The sequence below is a fragment of the Streptomyces sp. NPDC020192 genome, from assembly GCF_044388685.1.
In the GTDB taxonomy this organism is placed as follows: domain Bacteria; phylum Actinomycetota; class Actinomycetes; order Streptomycetales; family Streptomycetaceae; genus Streptomyces.
The window spans coordinates 305,875-322,286 of sequence record NZ_JBIRXG010000006.1; the positions used below are offsets into that span (position 1 = coordinate 305,875).

Sequence of the window (16,412 nt, forward strand, 5' to 3'; positions counted from 1 at the left end):
ACCGGGATACCGGGTCAGTTGGTGCCGATCCGCGCCAGCAGATCCACGATCCGGCTCTGTACCTCGCCGCTCGTGGACCGCTCCGCGAGGAACAGGACCGTCTCGCCCGAGGCCAGCCGGGGCAGGTCGGCCTGGTCGACGGCGGCGGTGTAGACGACCAGCGGGGTGCGGTTGAGCTGGCCGTTCGCGCGCAGCCAGTCGATGATCCCGGTGTTCCCGACCTGCCGCCGGTGCACCTGCATCAGGTCCATCACCACGAGGTTCGGCCGGAACTGCCCCGCCAGCGTCACCGCGTCGTTGTCGCTCGCGGCCCGCGCCACCTGCATCCCGCGCCGCTCCAGCGTCGCGGTCAGCGCCAGCGCGATCTCCGCGTGCTCCTCGATCAGCAGCACCCGCGGCGGATGCTGCTCGCTGTCACGCGGCGCCAGCGCCTTCAGCAGCACGGCCGGATCGGCGCCGTACGCCGCCTCGCGCGTCGCCTGCCCGAGCCCGGCCGTGACCAGCACCGGCACCTCGGCGGCCACGGCGGCCTGGCGCAGCGACTGCAGGGCCGTCCGCGTGATGGGCCCGGTCAGCGGGTCCACGAACAGCGCGGCGGGGAACGCCGCGATCTGCGCGTCGACCTCCTCACGGGAGTGCACGATCACCGGCCGGTAGCCACGGTCGCTCAGCGCCTGCTGGGTCGTCACGTCCGGCGCGGGCCACACCAGCAGCCGGCGCGGGTTGTCCAGCGGCTCCGGGGGCAGCTCGTCGTCCATCGGCTGCGGACGCGGCGGGTCCGCGACCTCCACGGCCCCGCCGGGACCGTCGAGCGGCTCGGGCCCCTCGGCGGCGTCGGCGTCCGGGGCGCCTATGGCGTACGACCGTCCGGCGCCCTCGGTACCGGGCGTGCCCGGCGTCCCCGGGGCGAGCCGGGGCTGACCGCCGAGCGACGGCTGCGGCACGGCCGGCTGCGCGGGCGCCGCCTCGGCCGCCGGATGCGGCCGGGCCGCCTGCTCCGTCGACGGCGACGGCGACGGCGACGGCGACGGCTGCGGCTCCGGGCGGGTGGCCGGATCCGGGGGCGTGCCCAGCTTGCGCCGGCGCCCGGAACCGCCCGGTGCGTGCGGCGGCGGGGTCGCCGTCGGCTGCTGCACCTGCGCGGCCTGGCGCGCGAACGGCACGCCCTGCCCGAGCGTACGGACGCTGATCGCCCGCCCCTGCGTGGAGTTCGGGTCGACCGCGCCCCCCTCGGCGGGCAACGGCAGCGCGGCCCGCGCCGCGGGGGGTACGGGGGCCACGGGGGTGCCCGCACCGGAGGTGTCGTCGGCACCGGGCCACTGCTGCGGAACGGTGGCGGTGGCGGCGGCCGTCACGGGCGCGGCCTGGGGTGCCTGAGCGGCCGGTACGGCACCGGTCCGGGCCTGTCCGCCACCGGCCTCGGCGGGCAGCGGCTGCGCGGCCGGGGTCCCGCCGGGCGGGGTCGCGGCCGACGCCGCCGGGAGCGGCTGGGCCTGGGCGGGCAGCGGCTGACCGGGGGCCACCGGCTGGGCCGCGGCGCCCTGCGCCGGAGCCACCGGCTGGGCGGGAGCGGCCTGCGGGGTCGCCGGGGGACCGGCCTGGACGGGGATGCCCTGCCCGGCCGTACCCTGCGCCGGAATGCCCTGAACCGGCGTGCCCTGACCGGGAGTCGGCGTCCCCGCCGGGCTCGGGACGGGCTGCCCGGGTGCGGCCGGCACTGCCTGAGCGGGCGTCACCTGCGCCGGAACGGGTTGGGGCTGAACGGGTTGGGGCTGAGCCGGAACGGGCAGGCCGGCGGCGGCCTGTACCGGAACCGGCTGCGCGGCCTCCGCCGGCAGGGCCACGGCACGGCGGCGCCGGCCGGTCGGTGCGCTGGTGGGATGCGGCTGCGGCGGGGTGTGGTCCGCGTCCTGGCCGAGCGGTACGGCATCGTGCCGGCCGTCGTCACCGTCCGCGCCCTCGACGGGCGCCGGAAGCTGCGGGGGCACGTGCGGCCGCGCCGCGTGATCGCTCGCCGAGTCCGCGGACTCCGGCGAGCGGTCGGCCTCGGCCGGCGGCAGGGCGAAGACCGTACGCGGGCCGGCCGCCTCCTGCGTCGCGGCACGCTCCGCCGCGGCGGCCAGCGCACGCCGGCGCCGCCCGGTCGGCTGCGCGTCGTCCTCCGCACCGGACGCCTGCTGCTCGGCGCCGGCCGCGGGCAGCGCGGGCAGCGCGGGCGGCAGGGCGGCCTGCGCCACGCCCGAGTCGGGGCGGACGGGCACGCCCTGCGGGGGCACCGCGGCGGCGCCGAGTCCCGTACCGGAGGCGGCCGCCCCCGCGGCATGCTCGGCCGCGGTCACCACGGCACCCTCGCTCACGCCCGTGTCGGCGCCGCCCTCGGCGGGCCGCCCACGGCGCCGCCCGGTACCGCCGGACGCGGTCTCCGCGCCCTCGGCCTGCACCACGCCGGTCTCCTCGGCGGGCGCGCCGGCACGCCGGCGGCGCCGCCCGGTCGGCGCGGGCGCCTCCGCCTCACCGGTCTCGCCCGCGCCGGGCACGTCACTCCCCAGGAAGGCGTCCGTGGAGGCCCGTCGGCCCCGCCGCCGTCCGCCCGCGGCACCTCCACCGTCACTGTCACCGTCGGCGGATTCCAGCGCGGCCGGAGCCTGCGCGGCGACCGCCCCGGCGCCACCCCCGAGCGGCACCTCCAGCACGTACGCGCTGCCGCTCATACCCGGCACCTCGTGCGTCTGGAGCACCCCGCCATGAGCCCGTACGATCCCGCGCACGATCGGCTCGTGCACCGGGTCTCCCCCGGCGTACGGCCCGCGCACCTCGATCCGTACGACCTCGCCGCGCTGCGCGGCGGCGACCACGACCGTGTTGTCCAGGTAGCCGCCCGCGGAGACGGGCGAGTTGCCGGTGGCGTCGACACCGGCCACGTCCGCCACGAGGTGGGCGAGCGCGGTGGCGAGCCGCTGCGGGTCGACCTCGGCCTCGATGGGCGGCGCGTGTACGGCGAACTGCACCCGCCCGGGGCCGATCAGCTCGACCGCACCGTCCACACCGGCGGCGACGACGGCGTCCAGCATCACCTTCGTACGGGTGATGTCCTCGGCGCCGGCGTCCAGCCGCTGATAGCCGAGGACGTTGTCGATGAGGGTCGTGATCCGCGCGTACCCGGCGGAGAGGTGGTGCAGCACCTGGTTGGCCTCGGGCCACAGCTGCCCCGCGTCGTCCGCCGCCAGCGCGGACAGCTCCCGCCGCAGCTCGTCCAGCGGCCCGCGCAGCGACTGCCCGAGCAGGGTGAGCAGCTGCTCGTGCCGCGCGGAGAGGGCCTCGTACCGGTCCTTCTCCCGCTCGGCGAGCGTGGCGTACCGCTCCTCGCCGGCCGCCACCTCCTCGGCGAGCTTCTCGCGCAGCTCCGTGAGCTCGGTCTCGTGCTCCTCGCGCAGCTCCTCGACCTCGGTGACGTGCTGCTGGCGCAGCGCGGTCAGATCGGAGGCGTGCTCCTCGGAGAGCCGCTCCAGCTCCTGCGCGTGCGCCTTCTCCTGCGTCTCCTTCTCCTCGGCCAGGGCCTCGTACGGCCGCCGGTCGGTGAAGGTCATCACGGCGCCGACGAGCTGGTCCCCGTCGCGCACCGGCGCGGTGGTGAGGTCGACGGAGACCTTTTGCTCTCCCTTGGACCACAGCACCTGCCCGCGCACCCGGTGCTTGCGCCCGGAACGCAGGGTGTCGGCGAGCGGCGACTCGTCGTACGGGAAGGGGGAGCCGTCGGCGCGCGAGTGCAGCACGAGGGTGTGCAGCTCCTTGCCGCCCAGCTCACCGGCCCGGTATCCCAGTATCTGGGCGGCGGCCGGGTTGACGAGCACGATCCGCCCGTCGGTGTCGGTGCCGACGACACCCTCCGCGGCCGCGCGGAGGATCATCTCGGTCTGCCGCTGCGAGCGGGCCAGCTCCGCCTCGGTGTCCACGGTCCCGGACAGGTCCCGTACGACGATCATCAGCAGCTCGTCGCCGGTGTAGCCGTAACCGTCGTACGCCTGCTGCCCGTTCTCCAGGTTGGTGCTGGTGACCTCGACCGGGAACGAGGACCCGTTGGTTCGCCGGGCGATCATCCGGGTCGGCTTGGTCCGCCCATGGGGATCCATGTGATCGGGCCGCCGCATGGATCCGGGGATGAGCCGCGAGTCGAACTCCGGCAGCAGATCGAGCAGCCCGCGCCCGACGAGCGCGGTGCCCGGCGCCTCGAAGGCCTCCAGCGCGATGGTGTTCGCGTTGACGACGGTTCCGTTGGCGTTGACCAGGACCAACGCGTCCGGCAGCGCGTCGAGTATGGCTGCGAGGCGAGCAGCGCCTCGGGATGGCCTGCTGCTCACGAGACGCCTTCCTCCCTGTTACCGCACCTTGCCGACCGCTCGGGCCATCTTGCCAACCGGCCCGCGACGTGTCACGCGAGGGAGTCTAAGGGCATGCGTTGCGCTCGCGACGCCGGATGAGAGGGAGGTCCCACGAGGAAGTGACACCGAACCCGTGACCGAACCGATGGCTGAACCATGGCCGAACCCGTGACCGACCGCCGACCACGGCTCCGGCTCCGGGTCCGGCTCCGCGAGACCTTCGCGGGACCTTTACGGGAGGGGCGATTCAGCCGAGCTTCGGCAGCAGCGGCACCATCCGGTCCCACCGCCCGGTCTCGCACCCGTTGCTGCGGTCGTACCCGGCGTCGACGGGCCGCCCGGCCCAGGTGCCCGTGACATGGGCGGTGGCCGGTCCGCCGTAGAGCATCGTGCAGTCGCTCCCGGGGGCCACCGGGGCGAAGGTGTCCCGCCCCCACTGTGTCTGCCCGTCCAGCGTCCGGCAGGCCCCGGCCGGGTCCGGATGACTTCCGCCGTCCGGATGACAGAACAGCTCGTACGTCCCGTCCTTCCCGGGGCCGGCGTGCGCCACGACGACGGTGAGGTGATCACCGGCCCGGTCCTCGGGCCGCGCGGGCGGGGGCATGGCGGGCGCCGCGACGGCGGGTACGGCGGTGAGGGCGCTGAGGGCGGTGAGGGAGGCCAGGGCGGAGACGGCGGCGCACGCCGGGCCCAGCCGGGAGGGGACCAGCCGAGAGAGAAGGACCATGCCCTCCCCAACGCTCCCGCCCGCAGGACGTTGCGCCCCGCCGGGGAAGCCCTTTGCCCTGCGGGCCTGGTGCCTAGTACCGTGGAGGCCGATTGGTGACAGGGCACTCGGCTGTGTCATCATCTGCACGCACCACTCGCGCGCTCGCGTGAGCGGTTGTGCTGGAGGCGTCGCCTAGTCCGGTCTATGGCGCCGCACTGCTAATGCGGTTTGGGCCTTAAAGCCCATCGAGGGTTCAAATCCCTCCGCCTCCGCACCGATCCCGAAGCCCCGGTCCACTGGACCGGGGCTTCGGTGTTTCCGTGATCAGGACTCCGACGGCCGCGGACCGGAAGCCCGCCCCGCCGCCCTCCGACCCCCCTCGTTCGACGTTTCCGCAGGTCAGATGGGGTGCGGGAATCGGATTTCACATGACGGCGGCAGTCATGTAATGTTCTTCCTGTCGCCGGGACGGGTCGAAAGGAACGGAACGGAGACAAGAACAAAAGAACAAGCACTCGTAGCTTAACGGATAGAGCATCTGACTACGGATCAGAAGGTTGCAGGTTCGAATCCTGCCGAGTGCACAACAGTTCAGAGGCCCTGTGGAGTGATCCACAGGGCCTCTGGCTTTTGCCTTGACGGCAGTGTTTGACGGCAACCGCTGGGTTGGAGTGCTGCCTAGTCGTCGGATCCGAAGGGACGGACAACAGTGTCCGGGCCTGGACTCATCAGCGTCTCGTGCCCGTCTTCGAAACGGACCCGGTAGGGAGGTCCCCCATGCGCCCCGAGCACCTCGATGATCTCTGCGGTGCGATCGTGCTGCCCCACGATCCGACCGTGGACAAGAATCCTGTCACCAACACTGGCCTGCACGCTGCCACCCTTCTGTCGCGCTGTCCTCCACTGCCCTTCCCGCAAATCGCTGAGTCGGAACGAGGGACGCCGTCAGTTCGACCTAACCGGTGAGTGTGGGCTCGATCATCGGCCATGCGGGGGCCGAGGAACGCTTCCAGGAGTGCGGAGGGGTCGGCGGCCAGGTGGGCGGTGGTGTCGGCGATGCGGGCCGCGCCCGCGTCCGGTACGTACGGGGTGCGGATGCGGGTGAAGCCGGGCTGTGACTGGTGGTTCATGGAGGCAACGCCGACATAGGCCGGATCTTGGAGATTGATCGGGTTGGCGTCAGGCCAGTCCCGGATCTCCTCACCGAGGGCTGCGACCGCAGCTTCGGCAGTCTTCTGCGCGAAGCTCAGGCCCACGGGGCACACGTCGCGGATGAAGGTGGGGATTGCGTCGCCGGTGGACTTCTGGGTGGCGAGGATGACGAGGAACCCCACCGAGCGGCCCTTCTTCACCAGGTCCTCGACGAGCCGGGCGTTCTCGGCGGCGAGCGCGGCGAGCTTCTTGGTCTTCGGGTCGCTGCCCTTGTGGTCGCGGAAGTACGTGTGGGCTTCGTCGATGATCAGCACGACCAACGGCCAGTCCTCGGACGGGCCGACGTCCCACATGGACTTCACCCCGAGCACCTTGCGCACCCACGCCGATCGCGCGCGCCGGAGTTCCACGAGGTTCTGGAACAGCTTGTTGGCCTGCTCCAAGTCATCACCGACGAAGGCGAACATGCGCTGTACCCAGTCGGCGTAGTCGCCCTCGTACGCGGTGGACACCTTGCCGTCGGCGCAGGCGAACTGCACCGCGGGCGAGGGCGCCCAGTCCGACAGAAGTTGGTTGATCAGGCTGGTCTTGCCGGTCCTGATCAGGACTTCCGCGACCGGACCACCCGGAATGCTGTCCAGGCTGAGGGGTGGTCCGGTCTTTGTGTGGTTGGTCTTCGCTGTGGGGCCGTCGGGATCGCGGGCGCTTCGAACTCAGCTCAGGGCCTTGCCGACCTCGTAGATCGTGGGCCTGTCTTCGGGCGCCGGGCTAAGCATGGCGTCGATCAGTTCGCCCAACTCACCACGCACCCTCACGGGGCGCCGCTTGCCGCTCGCCACTGCCCTTCTCTGCTCGAGGCGCGGTGCATCGTCGGGATACTCGACGGCCCGCCAGCCCGTGGCGGAGATGAGCAGGGACGCGCCGAGCGCGTAGATGTCGGCTTTCTGTGTGGGCTCGGCCTCTCCGGTCGAGAGCACACTGCGCGCGATCTCTGGTGCCTCGTAGTGGACGAGGCAGCCGCGGAACGGGAAGTCGTACCCCTCGGGCACGTGCCCACCGCGCGCCAAGGCAAGGTCGATCAGGTGCGTCCGTTCCGGCCCGATGATGAAATGCGCAGGCTGCACGTCGCCGTGGGCCCAGCCCTGGGCGTGCAGTTCGGCCAGCGCCTCCGCGCAACCCAGGGCCACGCTGGTGTGCGGTTCGATGCGCGAGTCCGGCGTACGGCAGGGCTCCCACAGCTGGTAGAGGTCCGGTCCTTCCCGCCACGGCTGGAAATTCCAGGTACCGCCCTCCCATTCGCCGTACGCGAAGTCATGGAAGCCGAGGCGGTGCAGCACGGCGCCTTCGCGTGCGGGTGCGAGCGCCGTCCAGGGCTGGGCAGGCCAGTCGGCCGTTTCCTCGATGGGGTAGCCGACCTTCACGGCGTAGTGGCCCCGATGGCTCTCGACCTCCCAGACCATGGAGCCCCGGCGATTGAGGACCAGGCGCTGAGTCGTGGGCATGAGTGCGTCGAGCACGACGATCGGCAGGTCAGGGGGTGTCCCGGACAACGTCTGTTCTCCTTCCGGGCGACGCGGCCGACCTGCGTCGAGGCCGGCCGCGTCGCTGGTGTCGTGTCGCTACGCTTGGCCGTATGGACGGCCGCAGTCCGAGTCGCACTGCGCGAGGTTCGTGCCGTCCACGGTCCACAGGTCGTCGAAGACCATGAACCTGGCCGCCTTCATCGAGTGCGCGGACGCGGCGACCTTCTCCGGGTCACGCGCCCCTCCGCCCGGCTTGGGGTTGTGGTGGAGGAAGCGACCGGCGAACCGCTCGCACAGTTCGGCGTACTCTTTCGTGTGCAGGATGAGCGCGTGCAGTCCGAGGTCCACGTCGTCCGACGGGACCATGGGGACGGTGGCGGTCGCTGCAGTGACCACGAAGGCCACGGCCTGGTCCGCGATCCGTTCGGCGCGCTCACGCGGCTGTCCGTTGTGGACGACCACGAAGTGGGCGAGGCTGTCGAACAGTTCCTCACCAGCCACCGTGCGACCGGTCCTCTGGTCGTTCGCCGTTGCCGTCATGCGAATACTCCTTGAGTGTCGCTGTGCTCTGGCACTTACGCCCGCATCGGTCGCCGAGGCGTGGACCAGGACGACCGAGTGTGGGATGGAAGGCCGGCCCCGAACGGGGACGGGGGAGCCAAGGAAGGTGGCACCCCGTTCGAGGCCAGCCGGTCTACTGGCGGATACCGAGGGCCATGCCGATCACCAGGCCACACGAGCTGCTGATCACGATGATGAAGAGAACCCCCGCGTACCGGCCGATGACGCGCATCACAGGCCGTCCCGGCTGCTGCCGTTGCGGATGGCCAGGCGGGCGCTCAGTTCCTCCCGCGCGGTCAGGGCCACCACGTTGTCCGGCAGGGCGTCCCACTCGATGCCGCCGCCGACGGGCCGTATCTGCACCCTGGTGCCGACCTCACCCATGACGACGCCGATACGTCCACTGGCGGTGTCTTTCGCCAGTTCGCCGATGCCTGGTCTGGTCTGCTGGTTGCTCGCCATGCGGACGAGCATCCTGCCGCCCATCAGGACGTCAGAACCTCGGACAAACACCACTTCGGGACGTCCCGCGTCGGGTAGAACGTCCCTAGTGCCGTCCCCGAGTGATGGGAGAGATTGGGATGCCGAACGAGAGGCTACGCGCCGCCCTGGCGGCCGGCGGATGGACGTACGCCGCCCTCGCGGACAAGGTCGAAGTCGATCCCAAGTCCGTCGAGCGATGGGTGAATTTGGGGCGTACGCCGCGTCGTGCCACGGCCATGCTGGCTGCGGAAACACTAGGAGAAGACGTGCATGCTCTATGGCCATCGCTCAGGCAGGCGCGCCCTGCCCGTGCTGTCAGTCCGGAACTCGTGGCGCTCTACGACCAGCGGGCGGACGTTCCCGTCTCCGCGTTCGTTGACCTGCTGACCCAAGCTCGCGAGCACATCGACGTGCTCGTGTACGCCGCCGTCTTCCTGCACGAGGCATACCCGCGGCTCAACGAGCTGTTGCGGGAGCGCGCTGCCGACGGGTGTGTGGTCCGTCTCGCGGTTGGCGATCCGGACAGTACGAATGTCCAACAGCGAGGCCAGGAAGAGAGGTTCGGCCACGGGATCGAGTCCCGTTGCCGACTCGCCCTCATGCACTATCGCCCTCTTGCCGGGGTACCTGGCATCGAGGTGCGGACCCATGCCACCACGCTCTACAACTCGATCTATCGGGCGGACGATCAGGTGATGGTCAACGCCCACGTCTGGGGTGTGAACGCCTACGGTGCACCCGTGTGGCATCTTCGGCGCAGCGGAGCGGGCGGCATGTTCGACACCTACGCCAGCAGCTTCGACGCGGTGTGGGAGACCGCGACACCGGTAAGCGAAGAAGGGTGACCATGACACGGACCGAGTACTACGACGACCCGGCGGCCCCGGAGCCGAACAGCATGGTGGTCGCCGCGTCCGCCGTGGTTACCGACGACGAAGGCCGCGTGCTCCTTCAGCGCCGACGGGACAACGATCTCTGGGCACTCCCTGGTGGCGGCATGGAGATGACCGACTCACTTCCGGGAACGGCCGTCCGCGAGGTGAAGGAGGAAACGGGCCTGGACGTAGAGATCACCGGGCTTGTGGGCACGTACACCGACCCTCGCCACGTCATCGCCTACTCGGACGGTGAGGTGCGCAGGCAGTTCAACGTCTGCTTCACCGCCCGGGTGGTCGGCGGCCGGCTCGCGATCTCGGACGAGTCCACGGAGCTGCGGTTCGTGCAGCCGGAGGAGATCGATCAACTGCCGATGCACCACACGCAGCGGCTCCGGATCCGCCACTTCCTGGAGCACCGCGAGCGGCCCTATCTCGGCTGATTGAACTGCGACACCCGCTTTAGGAGTTCGTTCTCTACCCGGTCGGGCTAGGGCCCGCCTCGTGCACTGATGCCACACGCGGCTGCTGAATGCCGCCGCCGTCCGTGCTCGTTGATGTCAGCGGTGGATGTCAGCGAAACAGTTCCGGCAGCGGGCAGGCCTCCAAAGGCTCATCCGGGCCGGTCGTCGACTAACCGGGGGGAGGTGTGCCTCGTACGCACCTCAGGCAGATCCAGCAAGAAAGGATCGGACGAGCTCTTCTTGCGCCCTTACACGACTCAGCACCTCTTCTGTGACCTTTTGCAAATCTTCATTCTTGATCACCGCACCTGATCGCAGTATTGCCTTCTTAATGATCCCGGCCGGATTCGGGCCGATGAGATTTTCTCGCAGATTAGCCAAACTCTGGGCCGTGCAGAACCGCACTGGGACCTTAGCTGCGAGTTCCAGGTCGCCAATCTTTTCTGCGAGAGTCTTTTGAGGTGCGCCGCCGACTATGAGGACAAAAGCGAGCGGGGGTGACGTGGTCAGGTTGCTTTTAACGTCCTCAACATATTGCAGTAGCGCTCGCCGGTCATCTGAAGGGAGGGTGTATGGACGGCCGGAAGACTTAGCCTCCAAGAGAAAAGTAAAGGGCGATGCAGGATCTGCACTGATGCATACAAGATCTACCGTGGATTCTCCTGTCCGGGTCGAAACAACATAGAATCCGAGAGACTGAATAAGTAGGGCAAGTTGTTGCTCGAATACTTTCTCCACCTTTCTGTCTCCGTAGCGCGCTTTTACGGCATCTGCTCGGGTCGCCAGAAGTTGCAATTCTGGAAGTCGTAGCGAGGAGAACGCTCCGCTTTCATGTGCCTCACTCCAGGGGCGCATCGGCCAGCGATAGATGGCCTCTTGCAGATGCAGCGTATAGGAGAGCATCTTCCGAATAAGGAATGCTGCTTCCATTCCTAGACTGCACTCACCTTGAGAATCGACTACCCCTTGAAAGGCGTGGTAGACACCCAGGGAGGAGGTTGCCAGGATTCCTTCGTATGCGTCGATATGAGCCTCTCCCGCAACGTCTCCCCTGCGTAGAAGATAGAGCCCACCTGAAGCTTGAAGAACTCCGACAAAATTAGTCAATAGCTCTCGTCCATTCGACATCCGTCGACCCTGCGCCATTCTTAAGCGATGCGTATTCCCGGGGCGAGCAGCCAGCAATTTCGAGAGCTCTTTGCGGATCCGTTTGAATGATTCGGTGCGCAGTGTACGAATAGAAGTCACCGACGATCATCAAAAGCCTATTGAGTGCCAAACGCTGGTCGTATGAATGTAGTTTCGTGCATGTTGCGCACTTGTATTCGACCGGGTCGGAATCGAAGCCGTAATCTCCGTCAAGCATTCTCACCAATAGGGCGTAAAATACTCTTGTCACGGATAGGAGATCGTCGGTTCCAGTGAAACCTCTGAGTTCCGCGTAGGGCGAGCTGAGCGCCATTGCTTTACCGGGTTCCAAAGAAGCGAATTTCTCTGTAACTCGCGACACGTTTCCCCCTCCTGCAGCTCTTCAACCCCCGCCTGTCTCAAGGCTAGTTGATACCCAAATCCGGCGCAGGGAATCTAGGAGGTCGGCGGAGTCTCAATGAGGTTTTCTCAGTGAAATTGCCGTGAGGAGGTGTGAGCGGGTGGTCGGCGCCGAAGCGAGGCACGCGGACAGGGCGTGAAGCCTCTGATAGGACAGGTCGGCCAAGATCATGTGTCCGTGCAACCAGAGGCTTCACGTTGATCACCTACGCTGCAACGCTTGATGTCCCGCGCCGCATCGTCGAGTTCCTCGCCCGTCTCCCGCCCGCCCATCGCCGACAGCTCGGCATCGGGTGAACGTCGTCAAGGCCCGCTTCTCAGCTTGAGTGCACACTTCCACAATGCTCGACTTCCCCGTCCCGCGACGCCCGGCGCCAGATAGGGCACCCGGCTGTCCCTGTGCGTTGGTCCGGACGGGGGAAGCTTGCCCCGTGGTTGGCGCGCTGGATCCGGCTGCGGCAACCGGCGGTGTGGGATTGCGGCCTGCCGATCAGTACGGGGAAGGACGCTGGCGGACATGGAGATCACTCCTCCCAGCCTGTCGGAACAGCGGCGTGGCAGGGGTCGCTTGGACTCGCTAACCGGGCTTCGATTCCTCGCCGCGATACTGGTCGTCCTTGGCCACTCCACCCGCGAGCTCGCTCACCTGCCCGTGGTGAGCAGCTTCTTCGGCCTGAGCGGAGTGGGGGTCACCTTCTTCTTCTTGTTGTCCGGGTTCGTGCTCACCTGGTCGTACCGCGACGAGCTGCCGACCCGAACCTTCTACCTGAACAGGTTCGCGCGGATCTACCCGCTGCACGTAGTGACCTGGCTGATCGCCGCAGTTTTGATGATTCTTGTGGGCCCGGGATGGCGCACGGGCGCCGCACTCAGCTCCCTCCTCCTGGTCCAGGCCTGGATCCCGGACCCCGCTTACTACTTCGCGATGAACGGGCCCAGTTGGTCGCTGTCGTGCGAGGCATTCTTTTACGCCGTGTTCCCGCCTACGGTTCGCCACCTGGCCAGGTGCGGGCGCCGTCGGCTGCACCTGCTGTTGATCGGGTTCGCGGCGGTCGACGTGCCGTTCACCCTGGCGATGGATGTGCTGCTCCCATCGGACGCCAAGGTGGCCGTCCTGTACACCGACCCGCTGTACCGGCTCGGCGAGTTCCTGGTGGGGGTCGGCCTCGGCCTGGCGATGCGTGACGGATGGCGACCGTCGGTGAGTCTGAGGGGTGCCCTCTGGTTGGCCGGCGGCGCATACAGCGCGGTGGGGGTGGTGGAGGTGGCGCTCGAGTATCGGATCGGCGTCTTCGGCCGCTTTCCAGTGCACGGACTGCCCGTGGATCTCGCCAGCCTCTTCGTGGAACCCGCCTTTGCACTGCTGATCGCGACCGCCGCCGCGGCCGACCTGTCCGGCGCCCGGACGGTGCTGTGTTCCCGGCCCTTGGTCCGCCTCGGCCAGTGGTCCTTCGCCCTGTACCTCAGCCACCATCTACTGATCGATGCCCTCAAGTCGGTCGCCCCCGAGCGACGGCCGTGGCCGGTGTCGATCGGACTCGAGCTGGTGATCCTGGCCGCCATGATCGGACTTTCCGGGGTGCTGTACGTCTGGGTCGAACGGCCGGCGGAGGCCAGGCTGCGGCGCCGGGCGGCAGGCAGGTCCGCTGGGGGTGGCGCGGCCGTTGCTGTGCCACGCCAACATCGACAGCCGACGACGGCGTCAACGCACGCGAGCAGGGAGTAGCCGTCACCTGAAGCTCAACCCTGATGTCGGCATTCCTGCTCGGTTGCTGATCTGCTAAAGCGGTTTGAATCTGCCCGTCTGCGGCGAGAACGGACACCGGGTCGTCCGCCCGTGGGTAGACGCAAAGGCCCTGGTAGGAACAGGCCTGACAAGATCAAGTTCCGGAACGCCAGAGGCTCCACGTTGGTCACCTATACTGCCACGCTCGATGTCCCGCGCCACGTGGTGGAGTACCTGTCCCGGCTGCTGGCCGCGCAACGACGCCGGATCGGCACCCCGAAGGGCTCTCGGGCTCTGGGAACCTTCCGCCAGGCCGTGCTGGTGCTGCGCTGGTTCCGCGACCGCGGCTGCGTGCACTGCCTGGCCCGGGATGCCGGCATCTCGCAGGCCACCGGCTACCGCTACCTGCACGAAGGCATCGACGTCCTGGCCGCCCAAGCCCCATATCTGCACGAGGTGTTGGAACGCTGCCGAGGTGAGGGGATGAGCCACGTGATCCTGGACGGCACCCTGATCGAGACCGACCGCCTTGCCAGGACAGTGCTGAGCGCGAAGGGCAAGGAGATCGACGCCTGGTACTCCGGCAAGCACAAGTGCTTCGGCGGCAACGTGCAGTTCCTCGCCGCTCCAGACGGCACCCCGCTGTGGACGTCCGACGTCGAGCCCGGCTCCACCCACGATCTCACCGCCGCCCGCGTCCATGTCCTGCCCGCGCTGTACACGGCGGCCCGCGAGGGCCTGCCCACCCTCGCCGATTCCGGCTACAAGGGCGCCGGCATCGGCATCCACGTCCCGGTCAAGAAGCCCGCCGGGCAGAGCGCCGACCACCTCCACGCCGACACCCGCACCTACAACGCGCTCTTGTGTGGCGTCCGCTCCCTGGGCGAGCGAACCGCCGCTGAGCTCAAGGAGCGCTGGCGGGCGCTGAAGTACGTCACGCTCAGCCCCAGTCGGATCGGCGACATCGCACGCGCCGCCCTTGTCCTCAATGGGCACTGGAAATGATCTCGCTGAGAAAACCTCAATGACTGGGTCAAGGCTGTGGGGGCCGCTCATCGGTTGAGAACGGCGCCCCGTGCAGGCGTTGCGTGACGCTGCCCCTCGCTGCGAACTACGGGCGGGGCGGCCGCTGATGTGTCCTGAGCTGGTCACGGGGTCCTTGGCGGCCGAAGCGGGGCAACTGAGCCCCGCACGGTTGCTGTACTTCTCTGCTGTACCGCAGCGTTCTAGCCCAGTGGTTCCTCAACTTACGTTCGGGGATTGGGGCCTGCGGCGGTATCCAACGCGCTGTTCCTGACCATGGAGATGCGGTCGGCAGCTGTTGTGCCTGTCGTCGTCGGCCGCCCTCGGACGGCCCACACACGGCCCAGGGGCACCCCAGCTAGAGCTGGCATCCGCCGCCGCGAAACCCCTTCGGCGTGCCTTGGAGTCCGGCAGAATGCCCGCTATGGATCAGGGTGGCTCAGGCCGCCTAGGTACCGATGGCATGACCGACACGGAGTGCTGACAGGAAGCATCGCTCTGCCACTCGCGACTACAGCGCAGGTGGCAGAGGAGCGAGCGACGCCCGCGAGCTGCTTTACCGAACCCGGCGGACTCCGCCGCTCACTCGCCGAGTATTGCACCGACAATTCGACGAAACATGGAGCCGGGCCGGTCCTGGCATCGTCGGCGCGCAGGGGGCGTCGTCCAACGGGCGGCGCTGTCTGGTGTGGACTTGGTTGGCGTCGAGGTGTTCAGTCAAGAGCCGCGAGGTGGTCGGCGGCGCCTCCGCGCCACTCGATCATGAAAAGGGTGGCGTCGTCGCTGGTGTGCCCGTCTCGTTCCCTCTTCAGCAGGTGGGAGAGCCGTCGCAGATCCGCCCGGACTCCCTCTGACGGCTCCTCCCCCAGGCGGTTGACGCAGCGGGTGAGGCGTTCTTCGCCGAAGAGCTCCCCGCCAGTGACGTGCTCCTCGATGATGCCGTCGGTGTAGTACAGCACGCGGTCGCCTCGCTGGAGGGTGTGCTCTCCGATCCGGGGTACCTCGCCGCCGAAGCCGACGGGCAGCGTCGTCGCGCTCTCCAGTTGCTGTACCACCCGGCCGTCGCGGATCAGCAACGGGGCAGGGTGGCCCGCGTTGACCAGCTTCATCTCACCGGTGGCGATGTTGAGGTGCATCAGCTGCGCCGTGACGAAGTGGTCGGGGCCGAACTGCCGGGAGATGGCATCGTCCATGAACGCGTACTTCTCGGCCAGGTCGATGAACATGCGCCGGGCGTGCCGGTAGGCGCCGATGGCCACGGTCGCCATCGTGGCGGCGTCCAGGCCGTGGCCCATCGCGTCGATCAGGGCGGCATGCAGGATGTCGTCGTTGAGGGCGTAGTCGAAGCTGTCGCCGGCCACGCGGTAGGCGGGCTCCAGGATGCCGGCCACCTCGACCTGCGGCACGGACATCGACAGTGGCGGCAGCAGGCTCCACTGGATCTCCGCGGCCACGTTCATCGGCTCCCGGCGCCGGGCCTGGAAGAACTGGTCGGTGTAGGCGTTCTTGGTGACTAGCAAGTCGGCGACCAGGCCAGCGAGCCTGCGTAGCAGGCGCCGGTCGTCGGCGCCGACGGCATCCAGGGTGAGGGCCATCACGCCCACCTGGTCGCTTCCGTCCAGCAGCGGGAGGTACATCCGGACGCTGTGGGCCTGTGGTACCTCGACGACCCGCCCGCGCAAGAAGGCCCGGCCGGCGGGGGAGTCCATTACCGGCTGGGGCTGGCTGACGTGCAGTTTTCTGCCCGGCAGTGGCACCAGCAGCTCCTGCGCGTAGTCCTGGAGCAGGATGGAGACCTCACGGCCCCCGATCCTGGCCACTTCCTCCGCGATCAGCGGGGCGATCAGCTGCGGCGGCAAATGCGGCGCTCTGTCCAGCAGTACGCCGAGCAGCCGCTCGCCGAAACCCTCCGAGCGGTCCTCCGGGATCTCCTCGCCCATGGCCTGGTTAACCATCTCCTGCCTGCCCT

At 68.7% G+C, this 16,412-nt stretch carries 13 protein-coding genes and 2 tRNA genes; 7 read left to right on the forward strand and 8 right to left on the reverse strand.

The genetic code is table 11. The features are described from left to right. Positions 1-14: 14 nt before the first annotated feature. Positions 15-4,358: a PAS domain-containing protein gene (locus tag ACH47Z_RS15080; protein ID WP_399073669.1), complete on the reverse strand. Its 4,344-nt coding sequence runs from the start codon at positions 4,356-4,358 to the stop codon at positions 15-17. A 268-nt stretch (positions 4,359-4,626) separates the two neighbouring features. Then, complete coding sequence (locus ACH47Z_RS15085) at positions 4,627-5,106, reverse strand: SSI family serine proteinase inhibitor (RefSeq protein WP_399073670.1); 480 nt, start codon at positions 5,104-5,106, stop codon at positions 4,627-4,629. Between the two features lie 163 nt (positions 5,107-5,269). Between ACH47Z_RS15085 and ACH47Z_RS15090 the strand changes: the two genes are divergently transcribed. Both ACH47Z_RS15090 and ACH47Z_RS15095 read left to right on the forward strand, forming a co-directional pair. Then, positions 5,270-5,360 (forward strand) — tRNA-Ser (locus tag ACH47Z_RS15090). Positions 5,361-5,599: 239 nt separating this feature from the next. After that, a tRNA-Arg gene (locus ACH47Z_RS15095) sits at positions 5,600-5,672 on the forward strand. Between the two features lie 94 nt (positions 5,673-5,766). Here the strand turns inward: ACH47Z_RS15095 and ACH47Z_RS15100 are convergent. After that, complete coding sequence (locus tag ACH47Z_RS15100) at positions 5,767-5,961, reverse strand: DUF1918 domain-containing protein (RefSeq protein WP_399073671.1); 195 nt, start codon at positions 5,959-5,961, stop codon at positions 5,767-5,769. Between the two features lie 444 nt (positions 5,962-6,405). On the opposite strand from ACH47Z_RS15100, the gene ACH47Z_RS15105 reads away from it, so the two are divergent. After that, a complete protein-coding gene (locus ACH47Z_RS15105; RefSeq protein ID WP_399073672.1) occupies positions 6,406-6,729 on the forward strand; it encodes a hypothetical protein in 324 nt (107 codons plus the stop codon). Positions 6,730-6,953: 224 nt separating this feature from the next. Here the strand turns inward: ACH47Z_RS15105 and ACH47Z_RS15110 are convergent, their stop codons facing one another. From ACH47Z_RS15110 to ACH47Z_RS15120, 3 genes are all read right to left on the reverse strand, one after another. Next, on the reverse strand, positions 6,954-7,790 hold the full coding sequence (locus ACH47Z_RS15110; RefSeq protein ID WP_399073673.1) for a protein kinase: 837 nt from the start codon (positions 7,788-7,790) through the stop codon (positions 6,954-6,956). Between the two features lie 69 nt (positions 7,791-7,859). Next, entirely contained in the window at positions 7,860-8,303 is a 444-nt protein-coding gene (locus tag ACH47Z_RS15115) for a glycine-rich domain-containing protein (RefSeq protein ID WP_399073674.1), read from the reverse strand. 252 nt (positions 8,304-8,555) lie between these two features. Next, positions 8,556-8,798 (reverse strand): hypothetical protein, encoded by a 243-nt coding sequence (locus ACH47Z_RS15120; RefSeq protein WP_399073739.1) that lies wholly within the window; start codon positions 8,796-8,798, stop codon positions 8,556-8,558. 107 nt (positions 8,799-8,905) lie between these two features. Between ACH47Z_RS15120 and ACH47Z_RS15125 the strand changes: the two genes are divergently transcribed. Then, positions 8,906-9,652 carry an XRE family transcriptional regulator gene (locus ACH47Z_RS15125; RefSeq protein ID WP_399073740.1) on the forward strand — a complete coding sequence of 249 codons (747 nt, stop codon included), beginning with the start codon at positions 8,906-8,908 and terminating at the stop codon, positions 9,650-9,652. A gap of 2 nt (positions 9,653-9,654) precedes the next feature. Further along, complete coding sequence (locus tag ACH47Z_RS15130; RefSeq protein ID WP_399073675.1) at positions 9,655-10,125, forward strand: NUDIX domain-containing protein; 471 nt, start codon at positions 9,655-9,657, stop codon at positions 10,123-10,125. Between the two features lie 222 nt (positions 10,126-10,347). On the opposite strand, the gene ACH47Z_RS15135 is transcribed toward ACH47Z_RS15130, so the two are convergent. Then, positions 10,348-11,076, reverse strand: coding sequence for a hypothetical protein (locus ACH47Z_RS15135; protein WP_399073676.1), 729 nt, complete (start codon positions 11,074-11,076; stop codon positions 10,348-10,350). Positions 11,077-12,211: 1,135 nt separating this feature from the next. Here ACH47Z_RS15135 and ACH47Z_RS15140 point away from each other — a divergent pair. Then, positions 12,212-13,420, forward strand: coding sequence for an acyltransferase family protein (locus tag ACH47Z_RS15140; protein WP_399073677.1), 1,209 nt, complete (start codon positions 12,212-12,214; stop codon positions 13,418-13,420). A gap of 183 nt (positions 13,421-13,603) precedes the next feature. Then, the gene (locus ACH47Z_RS15145) at positions 13,604-14,425 is read left to right on the forward strand and encodes a transposase family protein (protein WP_399073678.1); all 822 of its coding nucleotides are present in this window, start codon (positions 13,604-13,606) and stop codon (positions 14,423-14,425) included. Positions 14,426-15,156: 731 nt separating this feature from the next. Here the strand turns inward: ACH47Z_RS15145 and ACH47Z_RS15150 are convergent. Continuing rightward, entirely contained in the window at positions 15,157-16,398 is a 1,242-nt protein-coding gene (locus ACH47Z_RS15150) for a PP2C family protein-serine/threonine phosphatase (RefSeq protein ID WP_399073679.1), read from the reverse strand. Positions 16,399-16,412: the final 14 nt, after the last annotated feature.

Coding starts and splice junctions, on each gene's coding strand:
- ACH47Z_RS15085 (WP_399073670.1), bottom strand. CDS start 5,106: ATGGTCCTTCTCTCTCGGCTGGTCCCCTCCCGGCTGGGCCCGGCGTGC.
- ACH47Z_RS15105 (WP_399073672.1), top strand. CDS start 6,406: ATGACGAGGAACCCCACCGAGCGGCCCTTCTTCACCAGGTCCTCGACG.
- ACH47Z_RS15115 (WP_399073674.1), bottom strand. CDS start 8,303: ATGACGGCAACGGCGAACGACCAGAGGACCGGTCGCACGGTGGCTGGT.
- ACH47Z_RS15120 (WP_399073739.1), bottom strand. CDS start 8,798: ATGCTCGTCCGCATGGCGAGCAACCAGCAGACCAGACCAGGCATCGGC.
- ACH47Z_RS15125 (WP_399073740.1), top strand. CDS start 8,906: ATGCCGAACGAGAGGCTACGCGCCGCCCTGGCGGCCGGCGGATGGACG.
- ACH47Z_RS15130 (WP_399073675.1), top strand. CDS start 9,655: ATGACACGGACCGAGTACTACGACGACCCGGCGGCCCCGGAGCCGAAC.
- ACH47Z_RS15135 (WP_399073676.1), bottom strand. CDS start 11,076: ATGGAAGCAGCATTCCTTATTCGGAAGATGCTCTCCTATACGCTGCAT.
- ACH47Z_RS15140 (WP_399073677.1), top strand. CDS start 12,212: ATGGAGATCACTCCTCCCAGCCTGTCGGAACAGCGGCGTGGCAGGGGT.
- ACH47Z_RS15150 (WP_399073679.1), bottom strand. CDS start 16,398: ATGGTTAACCAGGCCATGGGCGAGGAGATCCCGGAGGACCGCTCGGAG.